Here is a 25,283-nt window from a genome sequence, read left to right as displayed (position 1 = left end):
CGGACCCGGAGTCACCCGGCCCTTCCGGGCCCCCCGGTCCCGCCGGTGCGCAGGACCGCGTCCGCCACCGCGTCCGGGCGGTCCAGCATGACCAGATGGCCCGACGGCACGGCCGCCTCGTAGCGGGCGCCGAGCCGTCGGGCCAGCGCGCGCTGGCGGGCCTCCCAGCGGGCGGAGCCGTCGGGCGCGGCGAGGACGGTGACGGGCAGGCCGGGCGGGAGCGGGTGGGCGGCCCGCAGGGCGTCGAGTCCGGCGGCGACGGCTCCGTAGCGCGAGTTCTCCAGGAGGGTGCCCCGGAAGACCCGTGAGGTGCGGTAGACGCGGCGGACGAGCTCGGCGGGGGCCGGGTCGTGGCGGACGGCCGCGCGGCGGAGCGCGGGGCCGAGGGCGGCGGGGATGCCGGCGGCGGCGAGTACGGCTCCGAGGGCGCGCGGGACGGCCCCCGGCAGGCGGGCGGGGCGGGGGTGCTCCTCCACGGAGGAGTCGACGAGCACGAGGGCGGCGGTCCGGCCGGGGTGGAGCCGGGCGAAGCCCTCCACGTGGAACCCGGCGATCGAGTGCCCGACGACGGTGACGGGTCCGGGGTGGCCGAGCGCGTCGAGGAGGGCGGCGATGCGGTCGGCCTCGCCCTCTGCGGTGGGCGGCGAGGCGGCGGGGGCGGAGAGGCCGTGTCCGGGCCGGTCGAAGCGGACGACGGTGCGGTGCGGGGCGAGGAGCGGCACGACGGGGTCCCAGTCGAACCAGCTGAGGCCGAGGCCCGCGGCGAGGACGCAGACGGGTCCCGCGCCCTCGACGGTGACGTGGTGGACGGTTCCGGCGATCCGGACGAAGGTCACGGGCGCTCCCGGCGGTCCTCGGTGGCCAGCGCGTACGCGAGGACCCCGATCCAGACGGCGACCAGGAGGACCTGGAGCCGCTGGCCCGCGCCCAGCGACCAGATGCCCTTCCCCGCCTCGAAGGCGGCGACGGCGACGAGGGTCCAGGCGGTGGCGGCGAACTCCAGGACGACGAGGACGGGGCCGGTCCTGGCGAGGGGCCGCAGACGTCCGTGGCGGCGGGCGGCGACGGTCAGGGCGACTATGGCGACCAGCGCGCCGGTCATGGCGAGACTGGAGCTGACGGCGTGGGCCGTATGGGTGGCGGGCACGAGCCCGGCGGTCTCGCGGGCGGCGCACGCGGGGTCCACGGTCGGGGCGCAGCTGAGCGGGAGGCGCGAGTCGGCGACGGTGGCGGCGCCGAAGAGCGCGAGGGCGGCCCAGCCGACGACCTCCCAGGGCCGTCGGCGTCGGGACGAGGAGCCGCCGGAGCCCGTCCCGGACCCGGGTGCGGACCCGGGTGCGGCCGTTCCGGCTCCGGGCGGGGAGCCGTCTGCGGTCGTCCCGGCCCCTGCCCCGGTCCCGTACCGCCGTGTCGTGGTGAGGAGGCCCGCGAGCGCGCCCGCCAGGACGAGGGTGCCGGCCGCGAGGTCGGTGGCGCGGAAGAGGCCGCCGAGCGGCTGGTCCTGGGCCGCGAGCTCGGAGACGTACGTCCGGATCGGGTCGAGGCCGGTCCGGACGACGACTTCGACGACCCAGGTGGTGTACGCGAGTGCGCCGAGGGCGAGCAGGACGGCGGCGGCGCGGGTGACCTTTGCGGGCATATCGGGTGGGACGTCAGATCGCGTCGGAAGGTTGCCTGTGATCCGGGTGGATCCAGCTGGGCTTGCGGTACTTGAGGAGGGCCGCCGGGATGACGAGGCCGAGGACCAGCAGTCCGCCGCCGACGATCAGCAGATAGCGCCAGAGCGGCTGGTCGCCGAACTGCTCCGGCGGGACGAAGCCGATGGCGAGCGCGGCGACCGAGGCGACGAAGCCGGTGCCCGCGACCCAGGCGACGGCGGGCACGCGGAAGCCCCGTTCGACCTCGGGCCGGGTCCCGCGGAGCTTGACCACGGCGACGAACATCAGCAGGTACGCGATGAGGTAGATCTGCACCGTGACGACGGAGAACATCCAGTACGCGCTGGAGACGTCGTCGCTGAAGGCGTAGAGGACGCCGATCAGGGTGGTGACGACGCCCTGCGCGACCATGATGTTCCGGGGTGCGCCGTCCTTGTTGAACTTCTGGAGCGGGGGCGGCAGATAGCCCTCCTGCCGGGAGAGCAGGACGAGTCCCCTGGCGGGTCCGGAGAGCCAGGTGAGCATCCCGCCGAGGGCCGCGCAGACCAGCATGACGCCGACGACCTTCGTCATCCAGCCGATGGAGAAGTGGTCGAAGAACGCCTGGAACGCCTGCATCAGACCGGCGGTCAGGCTGAGCTGCGAGGACGGCATGACCCAGGCGATGGCCAGGGCCGGGAGGATGAAGATCAGCAGGACCAGGCCGGTGGCGAGGAACATGGACCTCGGGTACTCGCGCCCGGGGTCGCGCAGCGAGGAGACGTGGACGCCGTTCATCTCCATGCCCGCGTAGGACAGGAAGTTGTTGACGATGAGGACCAGGCTCGCGAGGCCGGTCCACGGGGGCAGCCAGTGGTCGGGGCTCATGGGCTGCGCGGAGGGGTTGCCCTGGCCGAGGAAGACGATGCCGAGGACGACGAGGAGCACCCCGGGGACGAGGGTGCCGATGATCAGGCCGAAGGAGGACAGTCCGGCGATCGTCCGGGTGCCGCGTGAGGAGATCAGGACCCCGGACCAGTAGACGACGACGATGACGATCGCGACGTAGGGGCCGTTCTCGGCGAGGGAGGGGTCGATGACGTACGCGAAGGTGGAGGCGACGTACGCGAGGAGGCTCGGGTAGTACGCGATGGTCATGGCGAACTGGCACCAGACCGCGAGGAAGCCGAGCGGTTTGCCGAGCGCCTCGCTCACCCAGCGGTAGATGCCGCCGCTCCAGCCGGAGGCCAGCTCGGCGCCGACAAGGGCGGTGGGGAGCAGGAAGACGACGGCGGGCAGCAGATAGAGGAAGATCGCGGCGAGGCCGTAGATGGCCATGGTCGGCGAGGGCCGGAGGCTGGCGACGGACGCGGTGGTCATGAACGCGAGGGTCAGCCAGGAGATGAACTGCCTCTTGGTGCCCTCGTCCTGAAGGGCCGCCGGACCGTCCCCGGCGGCCCGCTCCGACTCCGCCGGACCGTCAGTGGTCGTCATGGGGCCATGATCGGCGGGTCGCGCCGGGCCCGCATGTCGAGCGGCGGGGAGGCGGGGGCGGGGCGTGCGGTGGCCCTCGGGGCGGGGCGGGGTGCCGGTCGGCGCCCGGTCGGCACCCGGTGCGCGGTCGGGCTGGGTCGGGCGGTCGGTCGGGCGGGCTGGCTGGCTGGGTAGGGCGGGCTGGATCGGGCAGTCGGGCGGGCGGGGGCGGACCGGGGCGGACCGGGGCGGATGGCCGGGTGCGGCGGAAGCGGAAGCTGACGGGATGTCGGATACGCCCCGGTACGGGGCTGGGACCGGCATTCGGGGGCGGGCGGGCGCCTCGACCCCTCCCAGCAGCGGGTCACAATGCCGCATCGGCGACGAATCCGCTGGCCAGGCCCTGTGCGAACCGTCTAACGTCGGATCTTCTGACCAGCTCGGAGGACTCGTATGACCACGCCCACGCACACCCCCGGACCGCCCGCCTGGGGTCCGCCGCCGCCGTTCCAGGCGCCGCCCGCCCGTACGGCGCTCGGGGTCGGCGCCCTGGTCGTCGGCATCGTGGGACTGGTCTTCGCGATCGTCCCGTTCCTCTTCTGGCTCGGCGGGATCATGGGCGTCGTCGCCCTCGTCCTCGGCATCGTCGGTCTCGGCCGCGCCAAGCGGGGCGAGACGAACGACCGGGCCCAGTCCGTCGCGGGCATCGTCCTCGGTTCCGTGAGCCTCCTCGTCTCGGCGGTCTGGCTGGTCGTCATCGCCCTGGCGGTGAACACGATCGAGGACGAGGGCGGGATCCTCCAGATCGAGGCGTCCGAGACCCCCGGCGGGGCGTCCGCCGCCCCCGGCTCCGCCACGAAGCCCACGCCCGAGCCCGAGCCGACCGGCCCCGCCGTGCTGGCGTTCGGGAAGACCCACACCTACGACGACGGGGTGAAGGTCACCGTCTCCGCGCCCCGCCACTACCGCCCCGACGCCTTCGCCGCCGGGTACGAGAAGGGCCAGACGGCGGTCCAGTTCACCATCACCATCGTCAACGGCGGCGACCGGGCCCTGAACGTCGCCTCGGCGCTGCCGACGGCGAAGGACGCGAAGGGCGCCGAGGCGGGGGCGATCTTCGACGGGAGCCGGGCGACCGAGATGTTCCGGGGCACGGTGCTGCCGGGCAAGCGGGCCACCAGCGACTTCGCCTTCGCCCTGCCGGCCGGCGCGGACAAGGAGATCCAGGTGGAGCTGGAGCCGGAGATGCTGCGGTACGACACGGTGATCTGGAGCGGCCCGGTGAAGTAGCCGCCGGTCGCGCACCCCCGCTTTCCCAGGACATCGCGTCGGTCTGACGATTAGACTGGCCGTGTGCCTCAACTACGCCTCGCGCTGAATCAGATCGACTCGACCGTCGGAGACGTCACCGGGAACGCCGAGGCGATCGTGCACTGGACCCGGCACGCCGCCGGGCAGGGCGCGCACCTCGTCGCGTTCCCCGAGATGGCGCTGACCGGGTATCCCGTCGAGGACCTCGCGCTGCGGCCCTCGTTCGTCGAGGCGTCCCGGACGGCGCTGCGCGCGCTGGCCCGCCGCCTCGCGGACGAGGGCTTCGGGGAGGTGCCGGTCGTCGTCGGCTATCTGGACCGGTCCGAGCGGGCCGTGCCCCGGCTCGGCCGTCCGGCCGGTTCGCCGGAGAACGCCGCCGCCGTGCTGTACGGCGGCGCGGTGGTGCTGCGCTTCGCCAAGCACCACCTGCCCAACTACGGCGTCTTCGACGAGTACCGCTACTTCGTGCCGGGCGACACCCTGCCGGTCGTCCGGGTGCACGGGGTCGACGTGGCCCTGGCGATCTGCGAGGACCTGTGGCAGGACGGCGGCCGGGTCCCGGCGGCGCGGGCGGCGCGGGCCGGACTGCTGCTGTCGGTGAACGCCTCGCCGTACGAGCGGGACAAGGACGACACCCGGCTCGAACTGGTCCGGGGGCGGGCCCGGGAGGCGGGGTGCGTGACCGCGTACCTGGCGAGCACCGGCGGCCAGGACGAGCTGGTCTTCGACGGCGACTCGATCGTGGTGGACGCGGCGGGCGAGGTGGTCGCGCGGGCCCCGCAGTTCGCGGAGGGCAGCGTGATCCTGGACCTGGAGCTTCCGGCCGCCGACCCGGACGCGCCGGAGGGCGTGGTCGACGACGGGCTGCGGATCGACCGGGTGGTGCTCTCGGAGGAGCCCCTGGCGCCGTACGAGCCGGAGCTGACGGGCGGCCTGGCGCACCGGCTCGACGACGAGGAGGAGGTGTACTCCGCGCTGGTCATCGGGGTGCGCGCCTACGTGGCGAAGAACGGTTTCCGTTCGGTGCTGGTCGGGCTGTCCGGCGGCATCGACTCGGCGCTGGTCGCGGCCGTCGCCTGTGACGCGCTCGGCGCGGAGAACGTCCACGGGGTGTCGATGCCGTCCGCGTACTCCTCGGCCCACTCGCGCGACGACGCCGCCGAGCTGGCCCGGCGCACCGGGCTGCACTACCGCACGGTGTCGATCGAGCCGATGTTCGACGCGTACATGGCGACGCTGGGCCTGACGGGGCTCGCGGAGGAGAACCTCCAGTCGCGGCTGCGCGGCACGACGCTGATGGCGATCTCCAACCAGGAGGGCCACATCGTCCTCGCGCCGGGCAACAAGTCCGAGCTGGCGGTGGGTTACTCGACGCTGTACGGCGACTCCGTCGGCGCGTTCGGGCCCATCAAGGACGTCTACAAGTCGGACGTGTTCCGGCTGGCGCGCTGGCGGAACCGGGCGGCGGCGGAGCGCGGCCGGACCCCGCCGATCCCGGAGAACTCGCTCACGAAGCCGCCGAGCGCGGAGCTGCGCCCGGGGCAGCTGGACACGGACTCGCTGCCGGACTACGCGGTCCTGGACGCGGTCCTCGCCCTGTACGTGGACCGGGACCGGGGGCGGGACGAGATCGTGGCCGCCGGTTTCGACGAGGAGCTGGTGACCCGGACGCTGCGGATGGTGGACGCGGCGGAGTACAAGCGGCGCCAGTACCCGCCGGGCACCAAGATCTCCGCGAAGGGCTTCGGCAAGGACCGGCGGCTGCCGATCACGAACCGCTGGCGGGAGAGCCCGGCCGGCTGACCGCCGGTCCTGCCGCCTTGAGGGGGCTTCCCGCCACGACGCGGGAGGCCCCCTCCGGCGTACGGCGGTCGAGGAGGCCCGCCGTGACGGCGATCACCAGACCGGCGGCGGTGAGGCCCGCGCCGACCAGGGCCGGGGAGGTCCAGCCCCATCCGGCGGCGACGGCGGCGCCGCCCGCCCAGGCGCCGCCCGCGTTGGCGAGGTTGAAGGCGGAGTGCTGGGAGGCGGAGGCGAGGGTCGGGGCGTCCTCGGCCTTGCGCATCACCAGCATCTGGAGCGGGGTGGTCGTCATGAAGCCGACCGCGCCGAGGACCACGACGGTGACCAGGGCCAGCCAGGGCACGTGGACGGTGAAGCGGAAGGCGAGCAGCGCGAGGAGGAGGGCGGCCAGCGAGCCGTACAGGGTGGGGCGCGGGGCCCGGTCGGTCAGGGGTCCGGCGGCGAGCGCCCCGCCGGTCATGCCGAGGCCGAAGAGGGCGAGGACGAGCGTGACGGTGGAGTCCCCGAAGCCCATCACCTCGGTGGTCATCGAGGCCAGGTAGGAGTAGACGGCGAAGACGCCCGCGAAGCCGAAGACGGCGGTGAGCAGGCCGAGCAGGACCTGGGGGCGGCCGAGGGCGCGCACCTCGCGGCCCAGTCCCCCGCGTTCGTCGGCGGGGAGCCGGGGGACGAGGCGGGCGAGCGCGGCGACGGCGAGCAGGCCGATGACGGCGACGACGAGGAAGGTGGCGCGCCAGCCGAGGCGCTGCCCGAGCAGGGTGGCGGCGGGGACGCCGAGGATGTTGGCGACGGTGAGGCCGAGGAACATCGTGGCGACCGCGCGGGCCTGCCGGTCCTCGCGGACGAGCCGGGTGGCGACGACCGCGCCGAGGCCGAAGAAGGCGCCGTGCGGGAGTCCGGCGAGGACCCGGCCCGCGAGGAGCCAGCCGAAGTCGGGGGCGAGCGCGGAGGCCAGGTTGCCGACCGTGAAGAGGGCCATGAGCAGGAGCAGCATCCGCTTGCGGGGGATGCGGGAGCCGAGGGCGGTGAGCAGCGGGGCGCCGACGACGACCCCGATCGCGTACGCCGAGACGAGGTGTCCGGCGGTGGGGACGGAGGTGCCGAGGTCGTCGGCGACCTGGGGCAGCAGGCCCATCATCACGAATTCGGTGGTGCCGATGCCGAAGGCGGAGACGGCGAGCGCGAGCAGCGCCAGGGGCATGGGGGGAGCCTTTCCTGAAGATAGTTCTTCGTCGGAACAAAGGCTCTCAGACGGTTCCCTCCCGGTGGCTTCGGGGGGATGAAGGGCGGGTTTCCCCCGGGAGACGGGGGTGGGGGCGGACTCGGCGGCGGGCCGGTGCGCGGCGGCTCCGCTTCAGAGCCGGACGCGGGCGGCGATCGGGAGGTGGTCGCTCTTCGTCGCGGGGAGGGCCCAGGAGGACATCGGCTCGACGCCCTTGACCATGATCTGGTCGATGCGGGCCAGCGGGGAGGAGGCGGGCCAGCTGAAGCCGAAGCCGTCGCCCGCCGCGCCCTGGGTGGAGCGGAGCTGGGAGGTGACGGCGTTCAGCGCGCGGTCGTTCATGGTGCCGTTGAGGTCGCCGAGGAGGACGATCCGCTCGTTCGGGTCGTGGGAGATGGCCTCGCCGAGGGCGTTGGCGCTGGTGTCGCGCTGGTTGGCGGTGAAGCCCGCGTTGAGCTTGACCCGTACGGACGGCAGGTGGGCGACGTACACGGCGATGTCGCCCTTGGGGGTGACGACGGTGGCGCGCATGGCGCGGGTCCAGCCGAGCCGGATGTCGACGGGCTGCGCGGCGCGCAGCGGCAGCTTGCTCCACAGGCCGACGGTGCCCTGGACGGAGTGGTACGGGTACGCCTCCGCGAGTCCCTTGCGGTACGTGGGGACCATGTCGCCCTTCAGTTCCTCCAGGGCCAGGACGTCGGCGCCGGAGTCGGCGAGCAGCCGGGCGGTGCCCTCGGGGTCCGGGTTGTCCGCGTTGACGTTGTGGGTGGCCACGGTCAGGTCACCGCCGGGGACGGACTTGTCGGCGGCGAGTCCGCCGAAGAGGTTCAGCCACACCACGGCCGGGAGGAGCAGGGCGATGAGGGCGGTGGCGGAGCGGCGGACCAGCGCGAGGACCAGCAGCAGCGGCACGAAGACGCCGAGCCAGGGCAGGAAGGTCTCGGTGAGGCTGCCGAGGTTGCCGATCCGGTTGGGGATGTCGGAGTGGAAGACCATCAGCACCGTGAGGGCCACCGAGCAGAGGGCGAGCAGGATGCCCCGGCGCCAGATGCCCCGGCTGCCCCGGAGCCGTTCGAGGGTGGTCCGGAATCGGGAGGCGGCCGGGCCGTTCCCGGTGCCGCCGTGCTCGGTCTCCGTCATGTCCACCCGTGCCATCGCACTGTCCTCACTGCCTTGCCGCCGTGCTGTCTTGCCCCGTGACCCGGTGTCGACACTAGGCGATGACGGGTCCGTCGTACTCCCCCAGGGACGACACGGGCGCGTGGCGAGTTCCTGCAGGTGACATGAACAGCGGGGCTGTGACAGAACGCGCACATTCGTCCGGGTCCGTACCGGGGTGCCGCCGGGTCAGCGGCGCGGACGGAGTCCTTCCAGGACGGTGTCGACGACCCGTTCGGCCAGGCCCGGTTCCAGAGAGCCGCCGGGGCGTATGACGGTGCGCAGCAGCAGCGGGCCGGTGAGGAGGTCGTTGACGAACTCCGGATCGAGGTCGGCGCGGATCTCGCCGCCCGCCATGCCGCGCCGGACGGCGTCCAGGGCGAGGCGGCGGCGGGGCTCGATGACGGTGTGGTGGTACGCGTCCCAGAGCTTGGGGTAGAGCTGCATCTGCGCGAACACGTTGTGGAGCAGGGCGGAGTTCCGCTTGGCGACCCCGCGTTCGCGCATCGACTCCAGGAGGGCCACGAGGTCCGCCCGGACCGAGGTGCCGGGCAGCACCGGGTCCGGGGGCTCGATGGAGCGGAGCAGGTCGACGAGGAGTTCCTCCTTGCCCGCCCAGCGGCGGTAGAGGGTGGCCTTGCCGACCCCGGCGGTGCGGGCGATCCGCTCGACGGACAGCTCGGCGAGCGGCAGCCCCTCGTCGAGGAGCCCGACGACCGCGTCGAAGACGGCCGCCTCGACGCCCTCGCTGCGCGGCCTGCCCCGTCGGGCACCGGCCGCCTCGGGGAGGGCGTCGCACGGCGCGCCGTGCGCGGCGGACGGGGGGTCGGCCGGTGCCGGACCGGGGCTCTCGCCGGGCGCCCCGGACCGTCGTCCGGCGTCGTGGGGTTCCGGGGTCCCGCCGTCCTGCCGCGACACGTGCGCTCCGCCTCTCGTTCGGTTACCGACGTCGGGCCGATTCTCCCGCCCCGGCGCCCGGCGCGGGCACCGAGGCCCCCGGGGCGCCGTCCTGCGGGCCGGTGGCGGCGGTCGCCGGGGCGCGGCCCGGCAGGAAGGCGGCGACGACGGCGGCGCCGACGAGGCCGATCAGGGCGGAGGCGACGGCCGTGACGTGCATGGCGCTCAGGAAGGCGTCGTACGCGGGGGCGATCAGGTCGCGGCCCGCCGGTCCCAGCTTCCGCGCGACGGCGAGGGTGGCCTCGATCGACTCGCCCGCCGTTCCGCGCAGGGCGGCCGGTACCGCGCCGAGGTGCCCCTCGATCTCGCCCCGGTAGGTGGAGGAGAGGACCGAGCCCAGGACGGCCACGCCGAGCGCCCCGCCGACCTGCCGGAAGGTGTTGTTGACGGCCGAGCCGGAGCCCGCCTTCTCCCGGGGCAGCGCCTGCATGATCGCCACCGTGACCGGCGGCATGATGTGCGCCATGCCCGTGCCCTGGACGAAGAAGACGACCTCCATCACCCAGATCGGGGTGTCGGCGTCGAAGAAGGCGAACGCGGCGAGGCCGAGGGCGACCAGGAGCATTCCGCCGGTGCAGACGACCCGGGCGCCGAAGCGCTCGACGACGAGCCGGGCGCGGGGCGCGAACACCATCTGCGCGACGGCCAGCGGCAGGATGAGCAGGCCCGACTGGAGCGCGCTGTAGCCGCGCACGCTCTGGAGGTAGAAGGCGGAGAAGAACGTGACGCCCATCAGCGCGAAGAAGACCAGCGCGATGGCGGCGACGGCGGCGGAGAACGCGGGCCGCCTGAAGTACGTCATGTCGATGGCGGGGTGGTCGCTGCGCCGCTCGTGGAGGACGAAGAGGGCGAGGACCGCGAGGCCGCCGAGGGCCGGGGCGAGGGCGGTGGCGTCGGTGAAGTCGGCCAGTTCGCCGCCCCGGATGATCCCGTACACGAGGAGGACGAGGCCGACGACGGAGAGGAGCACGCCCGGTATGTCGACCTTGCCGGGGTTCGGGTCCCGGGAGTCGGGGACGAGCCAGGCCATCAGGGCGAGGGCCAGGAGCACGACGGGCACGTTGATGAGGAAGATCGATCCCCACCAGAAGTGTTCGAGCAGGATGCCGCCGGTGATCGGGCCGATCGCGATGGCCAGGCCGACGCTGCCCGCCCAGATGCCGATGGCCTTGGGCTGCTCGTCGCGCTCGAAGACGTTCATCAGGACGGCGAGGGTGGCGGGCATCACGAAGGCGGCGCCGAGGCCCATGACGGCCCGGTAGGCGATCAGCTCGCCCGGGGAGCCGGAGAGGGCGGCGAGGGCGGAACCGATGCCGAAGACGGTGATGCCGAAGAGGAGGACCTTCTTGCGGCCGAGGCGGTCGCCGAGCAGGCCGGAGGTGAAGAGGAGACCGGCGAAGACGAGCGTGTAGGAGTTGATCGACCACTCCAGCTCGCTCTGGGTGGCGCCGATGCCGGTGGGCGCGGGCGCGGCGATCGTCCTGACGGCCACGTTGAGGATCGAGTTGTCGAGGACGACGATCAGCAGGCTGAGCATCAGGACGCCGAGGACGGCCCAGCGGCGCCGGTGGACGGTCTCGGGGACGTGCGGCCCCGCCGGTGCGGCGGGTGCGGTGGACGGTTGTGACATGAGCATCACTCTAAGATCCATTTCGATACGAGACCGTCTCGTATCGAAAAAGCTGACCGAGGTTTTACGTGGGGCGCCTCCCGCGCCACTCCCGCACCGCGCGAGACCGGAGCCGGGCCCGGCGCCGGGCCCCGACCGGGGCGGGGGCCGTACGGCGCCGGGACCGTACGGCACGTCGACGTCGGAGCCGTACGACCCGTCGGCGTCGGGGCCGTACGGCCCGTGACCCGGTCGGAGGGCACCCCGCGACCCGCCGGTGTGAACAGCGCCACTACGGCCCACTTCCCCGGCCGCCGGGCGAGGTGCCACCATGGATGTGGTCCGGGGACGCCGTCAGGGCGCCTCGAGATGACACAAGGAGCCGTTCGCCATGACGCTTCAGGCTGCCCAGAAACCACCCGCCGACAGCAGCGGGGCACTGTACGGCGGCAAGGGCACGCGCCGCATCACCGTCCACGACATCGCCGCCGCCAAGACCCGCGGCGAGAAGTGGCCCATGCTCACCGCCTACGACGCGATGACCGCCTCCGTCTTCGACGAGGCGGGCATCCCCGTCCTCCTCGTCGGCGACTCCATGGGCAACTGTCACCTCGGCTACGAGACCACCGTGCCCGTCACGATGGACGAGATGGCCCTGCTCTCCGCCGCCGTCGTCCGGGGCACCCGGCGGGCCCTCGTCGTCGGCGACCTGCCCTTCGGCTCGTACCAGGAGGGGCCCGTCCAGGCCCTGCGCAACGCCACCCGGCTCGTGAAGGACGCCGGGGTCGGCGCGATCAAGCTGGAGGGCGGCGAGCGCTCGCTGCCGCAGACCGAACTGCTCGTCCAGGCGGGCATCCCCGTCATGTCCCACCTGGGCCTCACCCCGCAGTCCGTGAACACCATGGGCTACCGGGTGCAGGGCCGCTCCGACGAGGCCGCGCACCAGCTGCTCCGCGACGCCAAGGCGGCCCAGGACGCGGGCGCGTTCGCCGTCGTCCTGGAACTCGTACCGGCCGAACTGGCCGCCGAGGTCACCCGCTCGCTGCACATCCCGACCGTCGGCATCGGCGCGGGCCCCGACACCGACGCCCAGGTCCTCGTCTGGACCGACATGGCCGGGCTCACCGGTGGCAGGGTCCCGCGCTTCACCAAGCAGTACGCCGACCTCCGCGGGACGCTCGGCGACGCCGCCCGCGCCTTCGCCGAGGACGTCGGCGGCGGGGCGTTCCCCGCCGAGGAGCACACCTTCCACTGACCACCGCGGCACCACCGGTGCCACTGACCACCGCGGCACCACCCGGAGGCCCGCCGACATCCCCCATCGGCGGGCCCTCGGCCACGGCCGGGGCCCGCACGCGCGGGCCCCGGCCGTCCGCCGTCCCGGCCCCGGAGCGCGGCCGTGACTCCCCGCCGACAGCCCGCCGACAGCCCCGGCGGCCGGTGTCGGCGGGGCTGTCGGCCGTCTGTCGGGGCGTTGTCGGTGGCGCCGTGTTCCATGGGGGACATGACGCGATCACACACCAACGCCGTCGAGGTCCGGGGCCTCGTGAAGCACTTCGGCGCCACCAAGGCCCTCGACGGGGTCGACCTGGACGTCCGGGAGGGCACCGTCCTCGGCGTGCTCGGGCCGAACGGCGCCGGGAAGACCACCCTCGTCCGCTGTCTGTCCACCCTCCTCGTCCCGGACTCCGGGACCGCCGTCGTCGCCGGGTACGACGTGGTGAAGCACCCCCGCCAGCTGCGCCGCACGATAGGTCTGACCGGGCAGTACGCCTCGGTCGACGAGAAGCTGTCCGGCTGGGAGAACCTCTACATGATCGGGCGGCTGCTCGACCTCTCCCGCCCCGCCGCCCGCCGCCGGGCCGACGAGATGCTGGAGCGCTTCTCCCTCACCGAGGCCGCCAAGCGGCCCGTGATGAACTACTCCGGCGGGATGCGGCGCCGTCTCGACCTCGCCGCCTCGATGATCGGCAGCCCGGCCGTGCTCTACCTGGACGAGCCGACCACCGGCCTCGACCCCCGCACCCGCAACGAGGTGTGGGACGAGGTCCAGCGGATGGTCGCCGAGGGCGTCACCGTCCTGCTCACCACCCAGTACATGGAGGAGGCGGAGCAGCTCGCGAGCGAGCTGACCGTCGTCGACCGGGGCAAGGTCATCGCCCGGGGCGGGGTGGACGAGCTGAAGGCCAAGGTCGGCGGCCGGACCCTGAAGGTGCGGCCGATCGACCCGGGGCAGCTGCCCGCGATGGCCGCCGCGCTCCGCGAGACCGGTCTCGACGGCGTCGCCGGTTCGACGATCGTCGCCGACGAGGGCGCGCTGTACGTGCCGATCCTCGCCGACGAGCAGCTGACGGCCGTGGTGGCGCTGCTCGGCGCGCGCGGTTTCGGCATCGCCCACATCGGTACCCATCTGCCCAGCCTGGACGAGGTGTTCCTCGCGATCACCGGCCAGAAGACCGCCGATTCCGACGAGATCCACGAGGAGGTCGCCGCATGAGCACGACCACGGTCACCAAGTCCCCCGGCGGCTCCCCGGCCCGGACTCCGGCCCCGGCCCCGGCGCGGCGCGCGCCCGTCGCGGAGGGCCGGATAGGCCTGCGCGGGAACCTGCGCCACATCGGGGCCCTGGCCCGGCGCAACGCGCTCCAGATCAAGCAGGACCCCGAGTCGATGTTCGACGCCGTCCTGATGCCGATCATCTTCATCCTGCTGTTCGTGTACGTCTTCGGCGGGGCGATCGCGGGCAAGGGCAACAACGACGCCTACGTCAACTACGTGACCCCGGGCCTGATGGCGATGATGGGCATGAACATCGCGATGGCCGTCGGCGTCGGCATCAACGACGACTTCAAGAAGGGGGTCATGGACCGGTTCCGGACGATGCCGATCGCCCGGTCCTCCGTCCTGATCGCGAAGATCGTCGTCGAGGTCGGCCGGATGCTGATCGCCACCGCGATCCTGCTCGGCATGGGCTTCCTCCTCGGTCTGACCATCCACACCTCGGTCCTGCACCTCTTCGCCGCCATCGCCCTGTCGATGGTCTTCGGAGCGTCGCTGATGTGGATCTTCATCCTGCTGGGTCTCACCGTGAAGACCGCCCAGGCGGTCCAGGGCATGGCGATGCTGGTCCTGATGCCGCTCCAGTTCGGCTCGTCGATCTTCGCCCCGCCGACCTCGATGCCCGGCTGGCTGGAGGCGTTCACCGAGTACAACCCGCTGTCGAACCTCGCCGACGCCGCCCGCAACCTGGTCAACGGCGGCCCGGTCGCCCACTCCGTGTGGATGACCCTCGGCTGGTCCCTGGCGATCACGGTGATCACGGCGCCGCTCGCGGTGGCCAAGTTCCGCAAGAAGACCTGAGTCCGTCACGGGGGTGAGCGGGGGATCAGGACTCGGCGCGCCCACTGATCGCGTCGGCGGCGCGACCGAGCAGGGCGGCGGCCTCTTCGAGAGAGAGGCCGCCGCCCTCGGCGCGTGCCGCCGCGAAGTCCTCGTCGCCGAGGGCGGACCGGACGGTCCCGGTGGCCCGTCGCAGGTTCTCCACCTCGGCGGGCGGCAGCAGGTAGCCCTGCGGGAGCAGCCCGCCCCTGGCCCCGAGCAGCACCGCGCCGGTCCGCGCCCACGGCCCGCCGAGCCCGCCGAGCGCCCAGGCTGCGACGACCAGGTGGTTCGCGGGCATCTGCGGGGCGACCGTCATCGACAGGGTTTCGAGCGACCGCTCGTACCCCTGTACGGCGAGGCCGAGCGCGGTGTCGTACGAGCCGTCCAGGGCGTCGAGCCAGCCGAGGCAGCCCAGGGTGAAGCCCTCGAAGAGGGAGAGGGAGACGGTGTCGAAGTCCCGCCGCAGCGCGAGGAGGTGTTCGCGCGCCTCGGCGGTGCGGCCGCTGCGGCCGAGCGCGAGCCCGAGGAACATCCGGGTGCCGAGCTGGGCTTCGTGGACGCGTCCCGCGGGGCCGTCGAGGATGTCGCGCAGGATCGCCTCGCCCTCGGCGAGGCGTCCGGTCTCGATGAGCGTCCCGGCGTACCGGGCGCGCAGGAGCGCCGTCTGCGCCTGGGCGCCGATCCGTTCCGCGTAGCCGATGGCGGCGGCGAAGTCGGCTGCTGCCAGGTCGAATTCGAGCCGTCGTTCCCTGGCCTCCGCGCGGGAGGAGAGGGCTTCGGCCGCGCCCCAGGAGTCGCCGAGCCGGACGAAGATCTCCAGGCTCTCGTCGGCGTCGCGGATGGCTTCGGCGGCCTGGTCGCCCCGGTTGGCGAGCATGTTGGCGCGCAGTTGGAGGGCGTTGGCGAGGTCCCACTCGTAGCCGTATCCGCGGCAGGCGTCGACGCTGGTGTCGAGCAGGTCGTGCATCCGGCCGGGGTCTCCGATGAGGAGGACCGCGAAGAAGGCGAAGGAGCCGGGGAGACGGCAGGTCTGGGGCAGTCCGGGGTCGTAGCCGGTGGTCATCTCGCGGAGCCGGGCGGTGCCCTCGGGGGTGGTCCAGCGGCTGGTCTCGTGGTTCATGTTGATCAGCTCGACCAGCCGCACCCCGCGTCTGGCCTCCCAGCGCTGCTCGGTGGAGAGCGGCGGCGGGGTGGCCGTGCACGGTGCGTGGAGCGGGACGACGGGCGGGGCGGGCGGGGCGAACGGGTCGGGTCCGAGGGCGGCGACGGCCCGCGCCCAGTGCAGGGCGTCGGTGCGCAGGTCGCGCATCTGCCAGTACCAGAGCAGGGAGTGGACGAGGACCAGGGCCTCGTCCTCCTCACGGGCGTCGACGGCCCGGCGCAGGGCGGTGCGCAGGTTGCCGTACTCGGTGCCGAAGCGGGCCGTGGCGGCCATCTGTCCGGCGCCGCGGAGTTCGGGGTCGGTGCGGCGGGCCAGTTCCCGGTAGTGGGTGAGGTGGCGGCGTTCGACCCCGGCGCGTTCCCCGGTCTCGGCCAGCCGTTCCCGCGCGTATTCGGCGACGGTCTCCAGGAGCCGGTGGCGCATCCCGGGGCCGTCGGGCGCGGAGACGACGAGGGACTTGTCGACGAGCGAGCCGAGGGCGTGCAGGACGTCGGTGCCCGTGTCGTCGCCGCAGACGGCCTCGGCCGCCTCCAGGTCGCAGCCGCCGGTGAAGACGGACAGCCGGCGCAGGACCGCGCGTTCGTCCTCGTCGAGGAGGTCCCAGGACCAGTCGACGACCGCGCGCAGGGTCTGCTGCCGGGGCAGGACGGTCCGGGAGCCGGAGGTGAGGAGCCGGAAGCGGTCGTCGAGGCGGTCGGCGATCTGGCGGGGGGTGAGCAGCCGGAGCCGGGCCGCGGCGAGTTCGACGGCGAGCGGGAGTCCGTCGAGGCGGCGGACGATCTCGGCCGCCGCCTCGGGGTCGTCCTCGACGCGGAAGCCGGGGCGGGCGGCGGCGCCGCGTTCGCCGAGGAGCCGCAGGGCGGTGGCGGCGGGCAGCGGGCCGAGCGGCCGGAGGGTCTCTCCGGGGACGCCGAGGGGTTCCCGGCTGGTGGCGAGGACGCGGAGGCCGGGGCAGTGGGCGAGGAGGGTCTCGGCGAGTGCGGCGGCGGCGCCGACGAGGTGTTCGCAGTTGTCGAGGAGGAGGAGCATCCGGCGGTCCGCGCAGTGCTCGACGAGCCGGGCGACGGGGTCGTCCCCGGTTCTGAGTTCCTCGGCGCCCGCGCCGCGCAGGACCGTCTCGCGGGCGTCGACGGCGACGAGGACGGCCTCGGCGACGGCCTCGGGGTCGGTGACGGCGGCCAGCTCGGCGACCCAGACGCCGTCCGGCCAGGCGCCGGTCCCCGCGCCGCGTTCGGCCGCCTCCTGGGAGAGCCTGGTCTTGCCCGCGCCGCCGGGGCCGAGGAGGGTGACGAGCCGGGCGGTCCGCAGGTCCTCCTGGAGGGCGGCGATCTCCTCGTCGCGTCCGACGAAGCTGGTGAGCCGGGCCCGCAGGTTCCCGGGCGGCGGGGCGGCGGGCTCCGGCAGGGCGGTGTCCGCGCGGGCGGGCGCGGGTCCGGTGCGGGTGACGGGCGGCTCCGGGGCCGCGAGCAGTTCGGCGTGCAGGGCGCGCAGGGCCGGGGAGGGGTCGGTGCCGAGGCGGTTGGCGAGGGCGCGGCGGACCGTTTCGTAGGCGGCGAGGGCCTCGGCGGCGCGTCCGGTGTCCCGCAGGGCGCGGATGCGCAGGGCCTGGAGGGGCTCGTCCAGGGGGTGGGCGGCGCACAGGGAGGTCAGTTCGGGGAGGGCCGCGGGGGCCCGGCCGAGGGCGAGGGCGGCGCCGAGGGAGGCGCGGCGGGCGTCGAGGCGACGGGCCTCCCAGCGGGCGGCCTCCGCGTCGCGGTCCGGCAGGTCGGCGAGGGCGGGGCCGCGCCAGAGCCCGAGGGCCTCGTCGAGGAGGGCGGCGGCCTTCGCCGGGTCTCCGGCGCCGAGCGCGGTGACCCCGTCCGAGGCGAGGTGCTCGAAGCGGCGGGCGTCGACGTCCTCGGGCCGGGCGTCGAGCCGGTAGCCGCCGCCGTCGGAGACGATCCGGTCGCGGCCGAGGGCCTTGCGGAGCCGTCCGACGAGGGCCTGGAGGGCGGCGACGGCGTCGGCGGGCGGCTCGTCGCCGTGCCAGACCTCGTCGACCAGCTCGGACACGGGGACGGTCCGCCCGGCGCGCAGGGCGAGGACGGTGAGCAGCGCTCGCACCCGGGGGCCGCCGACGGGCACGTCGGTGCCGTCGGGCGCGTGGGCGAGGGTCGGGCCGAGAACGGAGTAGCGCACGGACCCATTGTCCGCGAGCCGGTGCCCGGTTCCGGAACTCGGCTCGTGACCCGGTACGTTTCCCGCACATCAGGCACCGTACGACCCCGTCCCCTGGAGCTTCCGAGATGACCACGGCCACCAACCGGCGCCACGAGCGGCGGATCAGTCCCGTCTTCCTGGCGATCGTCGCCGTCATGGCCGTCACGGGGTGGGCGGTGTGGACGGATTTCGCCGCCTCGCCCGGCCTCGCGGTCTTCCTCTTCGTGACCTCGGCGTGGGTGGTGTCGCTCTGTCTGCACGAGTACGCGCACGCCCGCACGGCCCTGCACGGCGGGGACATCACGGTCGGCGCGAAGGGGTACCTGACGCTGAACCCGCTGGCGTACACCCACGCGGTGCTCAGTGTGGTGCTGCCCGTGCTGTTCGTGATCATGGGCGGGATCGGTCTGCCGGGCGGTGCGGTCTTCATCGAGCGGGGCCGGGTCCACGGCCGCTGGAAGCACAGTGTGATCTCGGCGGCGGGCCCGCTGGCGAACGTGCTGTTCGCGGTGGTCTGCACGGCCCCGTTCTGGCTGGGCGCGCTGGACGGGGTGCCGGTCGCCTTCCAGTTCGCGCTGGCGTTCCTGGCGTTCCTCCAGGTGACGGCCGCGCTCCTGAACCTCCTCCCGGTGCCGGGCCTGGACGGCTACGGCATCCTGGAGCCCTGGCTGTCGTACAAGGTGAAGCGGCAGGTCGAGCCGTTCGCCCCGTACGGCTTCTTCGTGGTGATCGCGCTGCTGTTCGTCCCGGCGGTCAACGGGGCCTTCTTCGACCTGGTGGACACGCTGCTGCGCTCGCTGGGAGTACCGGAGCTCACCCGCTACTGCGGCTCGCAGCTGTTCCGCTTCTGGGAGTCGGCGCCGCAGTTCTGCGGGGTCTAGATGATCGATTCCGAGGGGTCAGTGGCCGTAGTCGGTCTCAGTCGCGGGGCGGTCCCGGCCGCCGGACGCCAGGGCGCCAGGTGCGGTGGGTCCTTCGGCCGGTCGCCGGTCTTCACACGGGGTGCGGTGGCGAGGGAGTCCGACCCTGTCGTCACACGCCGACGTCGGACTTCCTCCTTCCCACCCCGGGGGCGATCCTCCGGAACGGATCAGCATGTGGAGATCGACGGCTCCCGCGGACTCAGGCGCCCACGGTCCCGTCGACACCTTCACGCAGAAGGTCCGCGTGCCCGTTGTGGCGGCCGTACTCCAGAAGCACGTGCACCATCACCATCCGCAGCGAAACCTCCTCGCCCCATCGTGGCTGGTACCCGGCCTGGTCCAGGGACTCGGCCTCCCGCTCGACGCGGCGCGAGTTCTCCACCTCGGCGTCCCAGGCCACGAACGCCTCGTCCCTGGTCGACGCACTCGCGTCGTACGCCGCCTGGAAGTCGATCTTGTCGGACCAGACCATGGGCGCGTCGTTGTCCTCGAACACTCGGCGGAACCAGGCACGCTCCACCTCCGCCATGTGCCGCACCAGACCGAGCAGCGAAAGCGTGGACGGCGGCATCGACCGCTGCCGCAGCTCCTCGTCGGTGAGCCCTTCGCACTTCATGGCGAGGGTCGCTCGGTGGTAGTCGAGAAAAGCCCGCAGCATGTCGCGTTCGCTGCCAAAACCGGGCGGTCCTATGCGATTGTCGCTGTCGCTGCCCATCGGTCGCGCTCCTCATCATCCGTATCTGCGCCCTGCGTCGAGGGCCAGTATCCGATCCCGTATCCCGTCGGCCGTCCCCGTACGAGGGCCGTCAACCGGACCTGATCGTTCCCACAGGGGTCGGCGGACACGGGGCTTCTGGTCCGCGGTCGTCCGGCACGGACCCCGCCGCCACTGCCGTACTGGTGGTCCTCGGCGGGACCGATCACACAGGACCCTCGGCCCGTCACGGCATGGACGGGTCCCCGCTCACGCGGCACCACGGCGCACGGTTTCCCGGGTCCGTCCCCCGTACGGCGCCCCTCGCACGGGGGACGGACCCGCGCGGACGTTCGAGGTGCGGGCAGGGGATCGTCCCCGGTGGGGCGGGGTAGCCAGCAGACAGTCCCTCCCCGGCCCAGGCACGACGAGGAATCCCATGCTGTACGGCATCGACGTGAGCGCGTTCCAGTCCTCCTACGACACCGACGGTCTCTCCTTCGTCCTCATCAAGGCGACGGAGGGCCGTACGTACGTCAACCCCAGGCTCGCCAACCAGACCAAGACGGGCCGTGACGGCGGTCTGGTCGTCGGCTTCTACCACTTCCTCTGGCCCGGCGACCTCGCCGCACAGGCCGCGTACTTCGTCTCCAAGGCGTCCGCGAAGGACGGCGACCTGCTGGCCGTGGACTGGGAGACGACCGGCGACGGCACCCGCGCGAGCTGCGCCGAGAAGGACGCCTTCCTCCGCGAGGTGAAGCGGCTCAAGCCGCGCAACAAGGTGGTGCTCTACACGAACCGCGACTTCTGGCTGAACGTGGACACCACGTCGTACGCCTGCGACGGCCTCTGGATCGCGGACTACGTGCCCGCCGGGCACCCCCGCGTCCAGACCGCCTGGACCTTCCACCAGTACACCGACACGCCCCACGACAAGAACGTCGCGGCCTTCGCGGACGTCGCGGCCCTCCGCGCCTGGACGGCGGGCTGATCCGGCGGGGTCCCCGCGAGGCCCCCGGGGGGGTCAGGCGTCGGCGGGTCCGGCGGCGGCCTTCTCCACCTTCGCGCGGCGGATGTAGTACCAGGCCATGTTGGAGGAGAGTCCGGCGATCAGGACCCAGACGACGCCGAGGAAGCTGCCCTCGACGAAGGAGACGACGGCCGCGGCGACGGCCAGGGCGCAGACCACGAGGGCGTAGAGGGCGAGGCGGGGCATGGGGGTCGGCTCCTGTCCGGGTACGGCTGCTGTGCCCGTCCAGTGTCCCCCATGCGGCCCGCCCCGCCGGGACCGGCTCAGATGTCGGTGACGCGGAGCCCGGCGTGGGCCTTGTAGCGGCGGTTCACCGAGATCAGGTTGGCGACGAGCGACTCGACCTGGTGGGCGTTGCGCAGCCGCCCCGCGAAGACGCCCCGCATCCCGGGGACGCGCCCGGCGAGGGCCTGGACGATCTCGACGTCCGCGCGCTCCTCGCCGAGGACCATCACGTCCGTGTCGATCTCCTCCAGGGAGGCGTCCTGGAGGAGGACGGCGGAGAGGTGGTGGAAGGCGGCGGCGACCCGGGAGCCGGGGAGCAGCGCGGCGGCCTGTTCGGCGGCGGAGCCCTCCTCGGGCTTGAGGGCGTAGGCGCCCTGCTTGTCGAAGCCGAGCGGGTTGACGCAGTCGACGACGAGCTTGCCGGTGAGCTCCTCGCGCAGCGACTCCAGGGTCTTGGCGTGGCCGTCCCAGGGGACGGCCACGATCACGATGTCGCTGCGGCGGGCGCACTCGGCGTTGTCGGCGCCCTCGACGCCGTGGCCGAGCGCGGCGGCGGCCTCCCGGGCGCGGTCGGCGGCGCGGGAGCCGATGATCACCCGCTGGCCGGCTTTGGCGAGCCGGAAGGCGAGGCCCCGGCCCTGGTCGCCGGTGCCGCCGAGGACGCCGACGACCAGGCCGGAGACGTCGGGGAGGTCCCAGGGGTCCTTGGCCGCCGCCTTGGCGGGGGCGGCGGGTGCGGTGGGGTCGCTGGAGGAAGTCATGGGGCCGACATTACCGACCGGTCGGGTGCCGGGAGCCCCGTACGGGTGGAACCCGTGCGACCGCCCGCGCGGCGGCTCCGGTGCCGGGCAGAATGCGGGCGCATGGATGCCGTGAGGGTCGCGTTGCTGCGGGAAGTGCTCGCCGGGACGGAGTGGCCGGGGGCGGCCCGCCGGTTCGCGGGGGCGCTCCGGTCGTCGGTGGTCCCGCACCGGGGCGGGCTGCTGCTGGTCGGCACGGAGGAGTACGAGCCGTGGCACCTGACCGCGCACCTGGTCGACGAGGCCGCCTGGTCGGGGCAGCCGGAGCTGGCGCCGACGCTGGTGCGGCACCGGGTGCTGCCGGGCGCCCCGGCGCATCTGGCGGTCGGCCTGGGGCGGCTGGAGGCGGCGGGGCGCGGGGAGACGCTGCTGATGGTGGCGCCGGAGCGGCCGCACGAGGGGCTGCTCCAGCGGGTGCACGACGCCCGGCGGGCGGGGGCGACGGTGCTGTCGCTGGACGGCGGCGACCCGGAGGTGCGGGGTCTCGCGCACGAGACGCTGACGGTGACGGAGGGGTCGGAGGTGGACCTGGACACGGTCCAGCACCTGGTGAGCGCGGCGGCCGGGGAGAACAGCCTGCCGTCGCCCCGGGGCGCCCGCCGCTTCCGCGACCGCCTGGCGGACCTGGCGGACCGCCTGACGGCCCCGCCGCCGAACCGGTGGTGAGGGGTAGGCGCCACCGACCGGGGGCCTGAACCGCCCGGGACGGCTGGCGGCCGGGGTGACGGCTGGGGCCCAAGGGCTGGTGGAGCCCAGGGGGGCGGGTGGGGCTCTGGTGAAAGCTGAGGTCTGGGGGACCAGCGGAGCCCGAGTGACAGTTGAGGCCCGAGTGACCAGCGGAGTCCTGGGGGCAGGTGGGTCCCTGGGTGACAGCTGGGGCCCGAGTGGCTAGCGGAGCCCGGGTGACAGCTGACGCCGAAGTGACGGGGGCGCCCGGGTGACAGCTGGCGCCCGAGTGACTGGTGGAGCCCAAGTGGCGGGCGGGGGGTGACCCGGATGGCTCCTTAATCGGTTGCCCGGAGTACCCGGGGAGTCGGAACATGGCCCCTCGTGTCCCCCGCGCTCGCCAGACTCTCCGCCCTGCTGCCCGACCTCGCGCCCTGGCGCGCCTCCGCCGACTTCCGGCTGTTGTGGGTCCAGGGCCTCGTCACGTACTTCAGCGGCGCCATGGCGATGATCGCCCTGCCGCTCCAGATCAAGGAGCTGACGGGCTCACCGCTCGCGGTCGGCGCGATGGGCGCGGTGGAACTGGTGCCGCTGGTGGTGTTCGGCCTGTACGGCGGGGCGCTCGCCGACGCGGTGGACCGGCGGAAGGTGATCCTGGCGACGGAGGCGGGCCTCGGGCTGCTCGCCCTGCTCCTGCTGGTCAACGCGCTGCTCCCGGAACCGCTGCTCTGGCCGCTGTACGTGGTCGCGGCGGGCGTCTCGGCGCTCGCGGGCCTCCAGCGCCCGGCGCTGGACTCGCTGCTGGCCCGGATCGTGCCGCACGAGCACCAGACGGCGGCGGCGGCGCTGAACTCGCTGCGCTGGCAGATGGGCTCGATCGCGGGCCCGGCGCTGGCGGGCCTGGTCGTGGCGTACGCGGGGCACGCGCCCGCGTACGGGGTGACGATCGCCGGTTTCGCCGTGTCGGTGCTGCTGTGCACCAGGCTCTCCCCGGCCCCTCCGGCGCACGACGCGGAGAAGCCCTCGCTGCGGGGCATCGCGGAGGGGGCGCGGTACGCCTGGTCGCGGCCGGTGCTCCTGGGGACGTACGCGGTCGACATGGCGGCGATGTTCTTCGCCTTCCCGAACGCGATCTTCCCGTTCCTCGCGGACGAACTGGACGCCGACTGGTCGCTGGGGCTGATGTACGCGGCGGGCTCGGTGGGCTCGCTGGTGCTGGGGCTGACCAGCGGCTGGACGTCGGGGGTGCGGCGGCACGGGCTGCTCGTGGTCGGCGGGGCCGCCGGATGGGGTGTGGCGATCGCGGCGGCCGGCTGGTTCGGGAACGTGTGGGCGGTGCTGGTCTGTCTGGCGTTCGCCGGGGCCGGGGACATGCTGAGCGGGCTGGGCCGGGCGACCATCTGGAACCAGACGATCCCGGAGGAGCTGCGCGGCAGGCTCGCGGGCATCGAGGTGCTCTCGTACAGCGTGGGTCCGCAGCTCGGCCAGGTCAGGGCGGGTGCGATGGCGGGCTGGACCGGCACCCGGACGGCGGTCTGGACGGGCGGTGTGGCCTGTGTGGCCTCGGTGGGCCTGCTCTGTCTTGCGCTGCCGAAGCTCCTCACGTACGACTCCGCCACGGACGAGGACTCGCGGCGGCGCCGCGCCCAGCAGGACGCGGCCCGGAGGACGGACCACCGGGAAGCCCCGGACCACCAGGAGACGCCGGAACGCCGGGGAGCGCCGGACCCCGTCTGAACGGCCCGCCCGGACCGACCGGAACCGCCCGGACCGCCCACCGCCACCGCCCCGGACCGCCCCGGCGCCCTTCCCGCGCGGTCCGGCTAGTCCGGGTCGCCCTCCGTACGGTTCTTGTCGTGCCAGCGGGGGTCGGTCTCCCACTCCAGGTTCCGCTCGCGGGCGGTCTCCATGGCGTGGGCGGCCTCCTCGCGGCTGGCGTAGGGGCCGAAGCGGTTCTTCGCCGGGCACTCGGGGCCCTCTTCGACCTTCTTGTGCTCCAGGCAGTAGTACCATTCGCCCGGTTTGCCCACGGTGCGCTTCTTGAACAGGGCCATCGTCGTCGGCTCCTTCCCTCGGGACCATGCTGCCCCAGACCCGGTCGTTAGACTCGCTGGCATGTCTGGCCAGTCGCTTCTCGTACCGGGGGAACTCTCCCCCCATCGTTCCGTCCCGGGCTCCATCCGCCGCCCCGAGTACGTCGGGAAGCCCGCCCCGACCCCGTACACCGGGCCCGAGGTGCAGGACTCCGACACCGTCGAGCGGATGCGGATCGCCGGCCGCATCGCCGCGCAGGCGATGGAGGAGGCCGCCAAGCACATCGCTCCGGGGGTCACCACCGACGAGCTCGACCGGGTCGCGCACGAGTTCATGTGCGACCACGGCGCCTATCCGTCCACGCTGGGTTACCGCGGGTTCCCGAAGTCGCTGTGCTCCTCGGTCAACGAGGTCATCTGCCACGGCATCCCGGACTCGACCGTCCTGCGGGACGGCGACATCGTGAACCTGGACGTCACGGCGTACATCCACGGAGTCCACGGCGACAACAACGCCACCTATCTCTGCGGCGACGTCGACGAGGAGTCGCGGCTGCTCGTGGAGCGGACCCGGGAGTCCCTGAACCGGGCGATCAAGGCAGTGCGGCCGGGCCGTCAGATCAACATCATCGGCCGGGTCATCGAGTCGTACGCCAAGCGCTTCGGCTACGGCGTCGTGCGGGACTTCACCGGGCACGGGATCAACTCGTCGTTCCACTCCGGTCTGATCGTGCCGCACTACGACTCGCCCCACCACACCACCGAGATCAAGAAGGGCATGACCTTCACGATCGAGCCGATGCTGACGCTCGGCACCCACGACTACGACCTGTGGGACGACGGCTGGACCGTGGTGACCAAGGACCGGAAGCGGACCGCCCAGTTCGAGCACACGCTCGTGGTGACCGACGACGGGGCCGAGATCCTGACGTTGCCCTGACCCTCACACGGGGTATTCCTTTTACCGACAGGACGTCGGGAACCAGTTGACTTAGGCAAG

General features: G+C 73.4%; 22 protein-coding genes. 10 read left to right on the top strand and 12 right to left on the bottom strand.

Features of this window, described 5'->3' with window-relative positions:
* Positions 1-11 precede the first annotated feature (11 nt).
* The 3 genes from ACIO92_RS07145 to ACIO92_RS07135 are packed head-to-tail and all read right to left on the bottom strand — an operon-like array spanning position 12 to position 3,131.
* Positions 12-836, bottom strand: coding sequence for an alpha/beta fold hydrolase (locus tag ACIO92_RS07145; RefSeq protein ID WP_401235879.1), 825 nt, complete (start codon positions 834-836; stop codon positions 12-14).
* Positions 833-1,639: a DUF998 domain-containing protein gene (locus ACIO92_RS07140; RefSeq protein WP_366441484.1), complete on the bottom strand. Its 807-nt coding sequence runs from the start codon at positions 1,637-1,639 to the stop codon at positions 833-835. Before ACIO92_RS07140 ends, ACIO92_RS07145 begins: the two co-directional genes overlap by 4 nt.
* A gap of 13 nt (positions 1,640-1,652) precedes the next feature.
* Positions 1,653-3,131, bottom strand: coding sequence for an APC family permease (locus tag ACIO92_RS07135; RefSeq protein WP_366441483.1), 1,479 nt, complete (start codon positions 3,129-3,131; stop codon positions 1,653-1,655).
* A gap of 432 nt (positions 3,132-3,563) precedes the next feature.
* On the opposite strand from ACIO92_RS07135, the gene ACIO92_RS07130 reads away from it, so the two are divergent.
* Positions 3,564-4,400, top strand: coding sequence for a DUF4190 domain-containing protein (locus tag ACIO92_RS07130; protein WP_402055572.1), 837 nt, complete (start codon positions 3,564-3,566; stop codon positions 4,398-4,400).
* A 63-nt stretch (positions 4,401-4,463) separates the two neighbouring features.
* Positions 4,464-6,224 carry an NAD+ synthase gene (locus ACIO92_RS07125; protein ID WP_366441481.1) on the top strand — a complete coding sequence of 587 codons (1,761 nt, stop codon included), beginning with the start codon at positions 4,464-4,466 and terminating at the stop codon, positions 6,222-6,224.
* Here ACIO92_RS07125 and ACIO92_RS07120 read toward each other — a convergent pair.
* From ACIO92_RS07120 to ACIO92_RS07105, 4 genes are all read right to left on the bottom strand, one after another.
* On the bottom strand, positions 6,190-7,425 hold the full coding sequence (locus tag ACIO92_RS07120) for an MFS transporter (RefSeq protein WP_402279555.1): 1,236 nt from the start codon (positions 7,423-7,425) through the stop codon (positions 6,190-6,192). The two genes, ACIO92_RS07125 and ACIO92_RS07120, sit on opposite strands and share 35 nt — an antisense overlap.
* Before the next feature lie 153 nt (positions 7,426-7,578).
* Entirely contained in the window at positions 7,579-8,601 is a 1,023-nt protein-coding gene (locus tag ACIO92_RS07115) for an endonuclease/exonuclease/phosphatase family protein (RefSeq protein ID WP_366441479.1), read from the bottom strand.
* Positions 8,602-8,793: 192 nt separating this feature from the next.
* Entirely contained in the window at positions 8,794-9,522 is a 729-nt protein-coding gene (locus ACIO92_RS07110; protein WP_366441478.1) for a TetR/AcrR family transcriptional regulator, read from the bottom strand.
* Positions 9,523-9,544: 22 nt separating this feature from the next.
* A complete protein-coding gene (locus ACIO92_RS07105; protein WP_402279559.1) occupies positions 9,545-11,191 on the bottom strand; it encodes an MFS transporter in 1,647 nt (548 codons plus the stop codon).
* 370 nt (positions 11,192-11,561) lie between these two features.
* Here ACIO92_RS07105 and panB point away from each other — a divergent pair, with 370 nt between their 5' ends.
* The 3 genes from panB (at position 11,562) to ACIO92_RS07090 (ending at position 14,530) form a co-directional block, all read left to right on the top strand.
* Positions 11,562-12,425 carry a 3-methyl-2-oxobutanoate hydroxymethyltransferase gene (panB, locus tag ACIO92_RS07100; protein WP_366441476.1) on the top strand — a complete coding sequence of 288 codons (864 nt, stop codon included), beginning with the start codon at positions 11,562-11,564 and terminating at the stop codon, positions 12,423-12,425.
* A 240-nt stretch (positions 12,426-12,665) separates the two neighbouring features.
* A complete protein-coding gene (locus tag ACIO92_RS07095) occupies positions 12,666-13,667 on the top strand; it encodes an ATP-binding cassette domain-containing protein (protein WP_366441475.1) in 1,002 nt (333 codons plus the stop codon).
* A complete protein-coding gene (locus ACIO92_RS07090; protein WP_402279564.1) occupies positions 13,664-14,530 on the top strand; it encodes an ABC transporter permease in 867 nt (288 codons plus the stop codon). Before ACIO92_RS07095 ends, ACIO92_RS07090 begins: the two co-directional genes overlap by 4 nt.
* A gap of 25 nt (positions 14,531-14,555) precedes the next feature.
* Here ACIO92_RS07090 and ACIO92_RS07085 read toward each other — a convergent pair whose 3' ends face one another.
* Positions 14,556-17,891 carry a BTAD domain-containing putative transcriptional regulator gene (locus ACIO92_RS07085; protein ID WP_402279567.1) on the bottom strand — a complete coding sequence of 1,112 codons (3,336 nt, stop codon included), beginning with the start codon at positions 17,889-17,891 and terminating at the stop codon, positions 14,556-14,558.
* A 107-nt stretch (positions 17,892-17,998) separates the two neighbouring features.
* Between ACIO92_RS07085 and ACIO92_RS07080 the strand changes: the two genes are divergently transcribed.
* On the top strand, positions 17,999-18,793 hold the full coding sequence (locus tag ACIO92_RS07080; protein WP_402279570.1) for a site-2 protease family protein: 795 nt from the start codon (positions 17,999-18,001) through the stop codon (positions 18,791-18,793).
* Positions 18,794-19,034: 241 nt separating this feature from the next.
* Here ACIO92_RS07080 and ACIO92_RS07075 read toward each other — a convergent pair whose 3' ends face one another.
* Positions 19,035-19,550 (bottom strand): DinB family protein, encoded by a 516-nt coding sequence (locus ACIO92_RS07075; protein ID WP_366441471.1) that lies wholly within the window; start codon positions 19,548-19,550, stop codon positions 19,035-19,037.
* 418 nt (positions 19,551-19,968) lie between these two features.
* Here ACIO92_RS07075 and ACIO92_RS07070 point away from each other — a divergent pair, with 418 nt between their 5' ends.
* The gene (locus tag ACIO92_RS07070; RefSeq protein ID WP_366441470.1) at positions 19,969-20,520 is read left to right on the top strand and encodes a GH25 family lysozyme; all 552 of its coding nucleotides are present in this window, start codon (positions 19,969-19,971) and stop codon (positions 20,518-20,520) included.
* Between the two features lie 33 nt (positions 20,521-20,553).
* On the opposite strand, the gene ACIO92_RS07065 is transcribed toward ACIO92_RS07070, so the two are convergent.
* Together ACIO92_RS07065 and npdG are read right to left on the bottom strand one after the other, a co-directional pair.
* Entirely contained in the window at positions 20,554-20,745 is a 192-nt protein-coding gene (locus ACIO92_RS07065) for a hypothetical protein (RefSeq protein ID WP_366441469.1), read from the bottom strand.
* A 77-nt stretch (positions 20,746-20,822) separates the two neighbouring features.
* Positions 20,823-21,545, bottom strand: a complete 723-nt coding sequence (npdG, locus tag ACIO92_RS07060) for an NADPH-dependent F420 reductase (RefSeq protein WP_366441468.1) — start codon at positions 21,543-21,545, stop codon at positions 20,823-20,825.
* 102 nt (positions 21,546-21,647) lie between these two features.
* Between npdG and ACIO92_RS07055 the strand changes: the two genes are divergently transcribed.
* Positions 21,648-22,250 (top strand): hypothetical protein, encoded by a 603-nt coding sequence (locus ACIO92_RS07055; RefSeq protein WP_351779752.1) that lies wholly within the window; start codon positions 21,648-21,650, stop codon positions 22,248-22,250.
* 384 nt (positions 22,251-22,634) lie between these two features.
* The gene (locus ACIO92_RS07050; RefSeq protein WP_366441467.1) at positions 22,635-23,987 is read left to right on the top strand and encodes an MFS transporter; all 1,353 of its coding nucleotides are present in this window, start codon (positions 22,635-22,637) and stop codon (positions 23,985-23,987) included.
* A gap of 86 nt (positions 23,988-24,073) precedes the next feature.
* Here the strand turns inward: ACIO92_RS07050 and ACIO92_RS07045 are convergent, their stop codons facing one another.
* Positions 24,074-24,304 (bottom strand): hypothetical protein, encoded by a 231-nt coding sequence (locus ACIO92_RS07045; RefSeq protein WP_366441466.1) that lies wholly within the window; start codon positions 24,302-24,304, stop codon positions 24,074-24,076.
* Positions 24,305-24,365: 61 nt separating this feature from the next.
* On the opposite strand from ACIO92_RS07045, the gene map reads away from it, so the two are divergent.
* The gene (gene map, locus ACIO92_RS07040; protein WP_351779760.1) at positions 24,366-25,223 is read left to right on the top strand and encodes a type I methionyl aminopeptidase; all 858 of its coding nucleotides are present in this window, start codon (positions 24,366-24,368) and stop codon (positions 25,221-25,223) included.
* Positions 25,224-25,283 lie beyond the last annotated feature (60 nt).

This window comes from Streptomyces sp. NPDC087215 (assembly GCF_044744885.1).
Lineage (GTDB): Bacteria > Actinomycetota > Actinomycetes > Streptomycetales > Streptomycetaceae > Streptomyces.
This window is presented reverse-complemented; position numbering and strand designations above follow the sequence as displayed.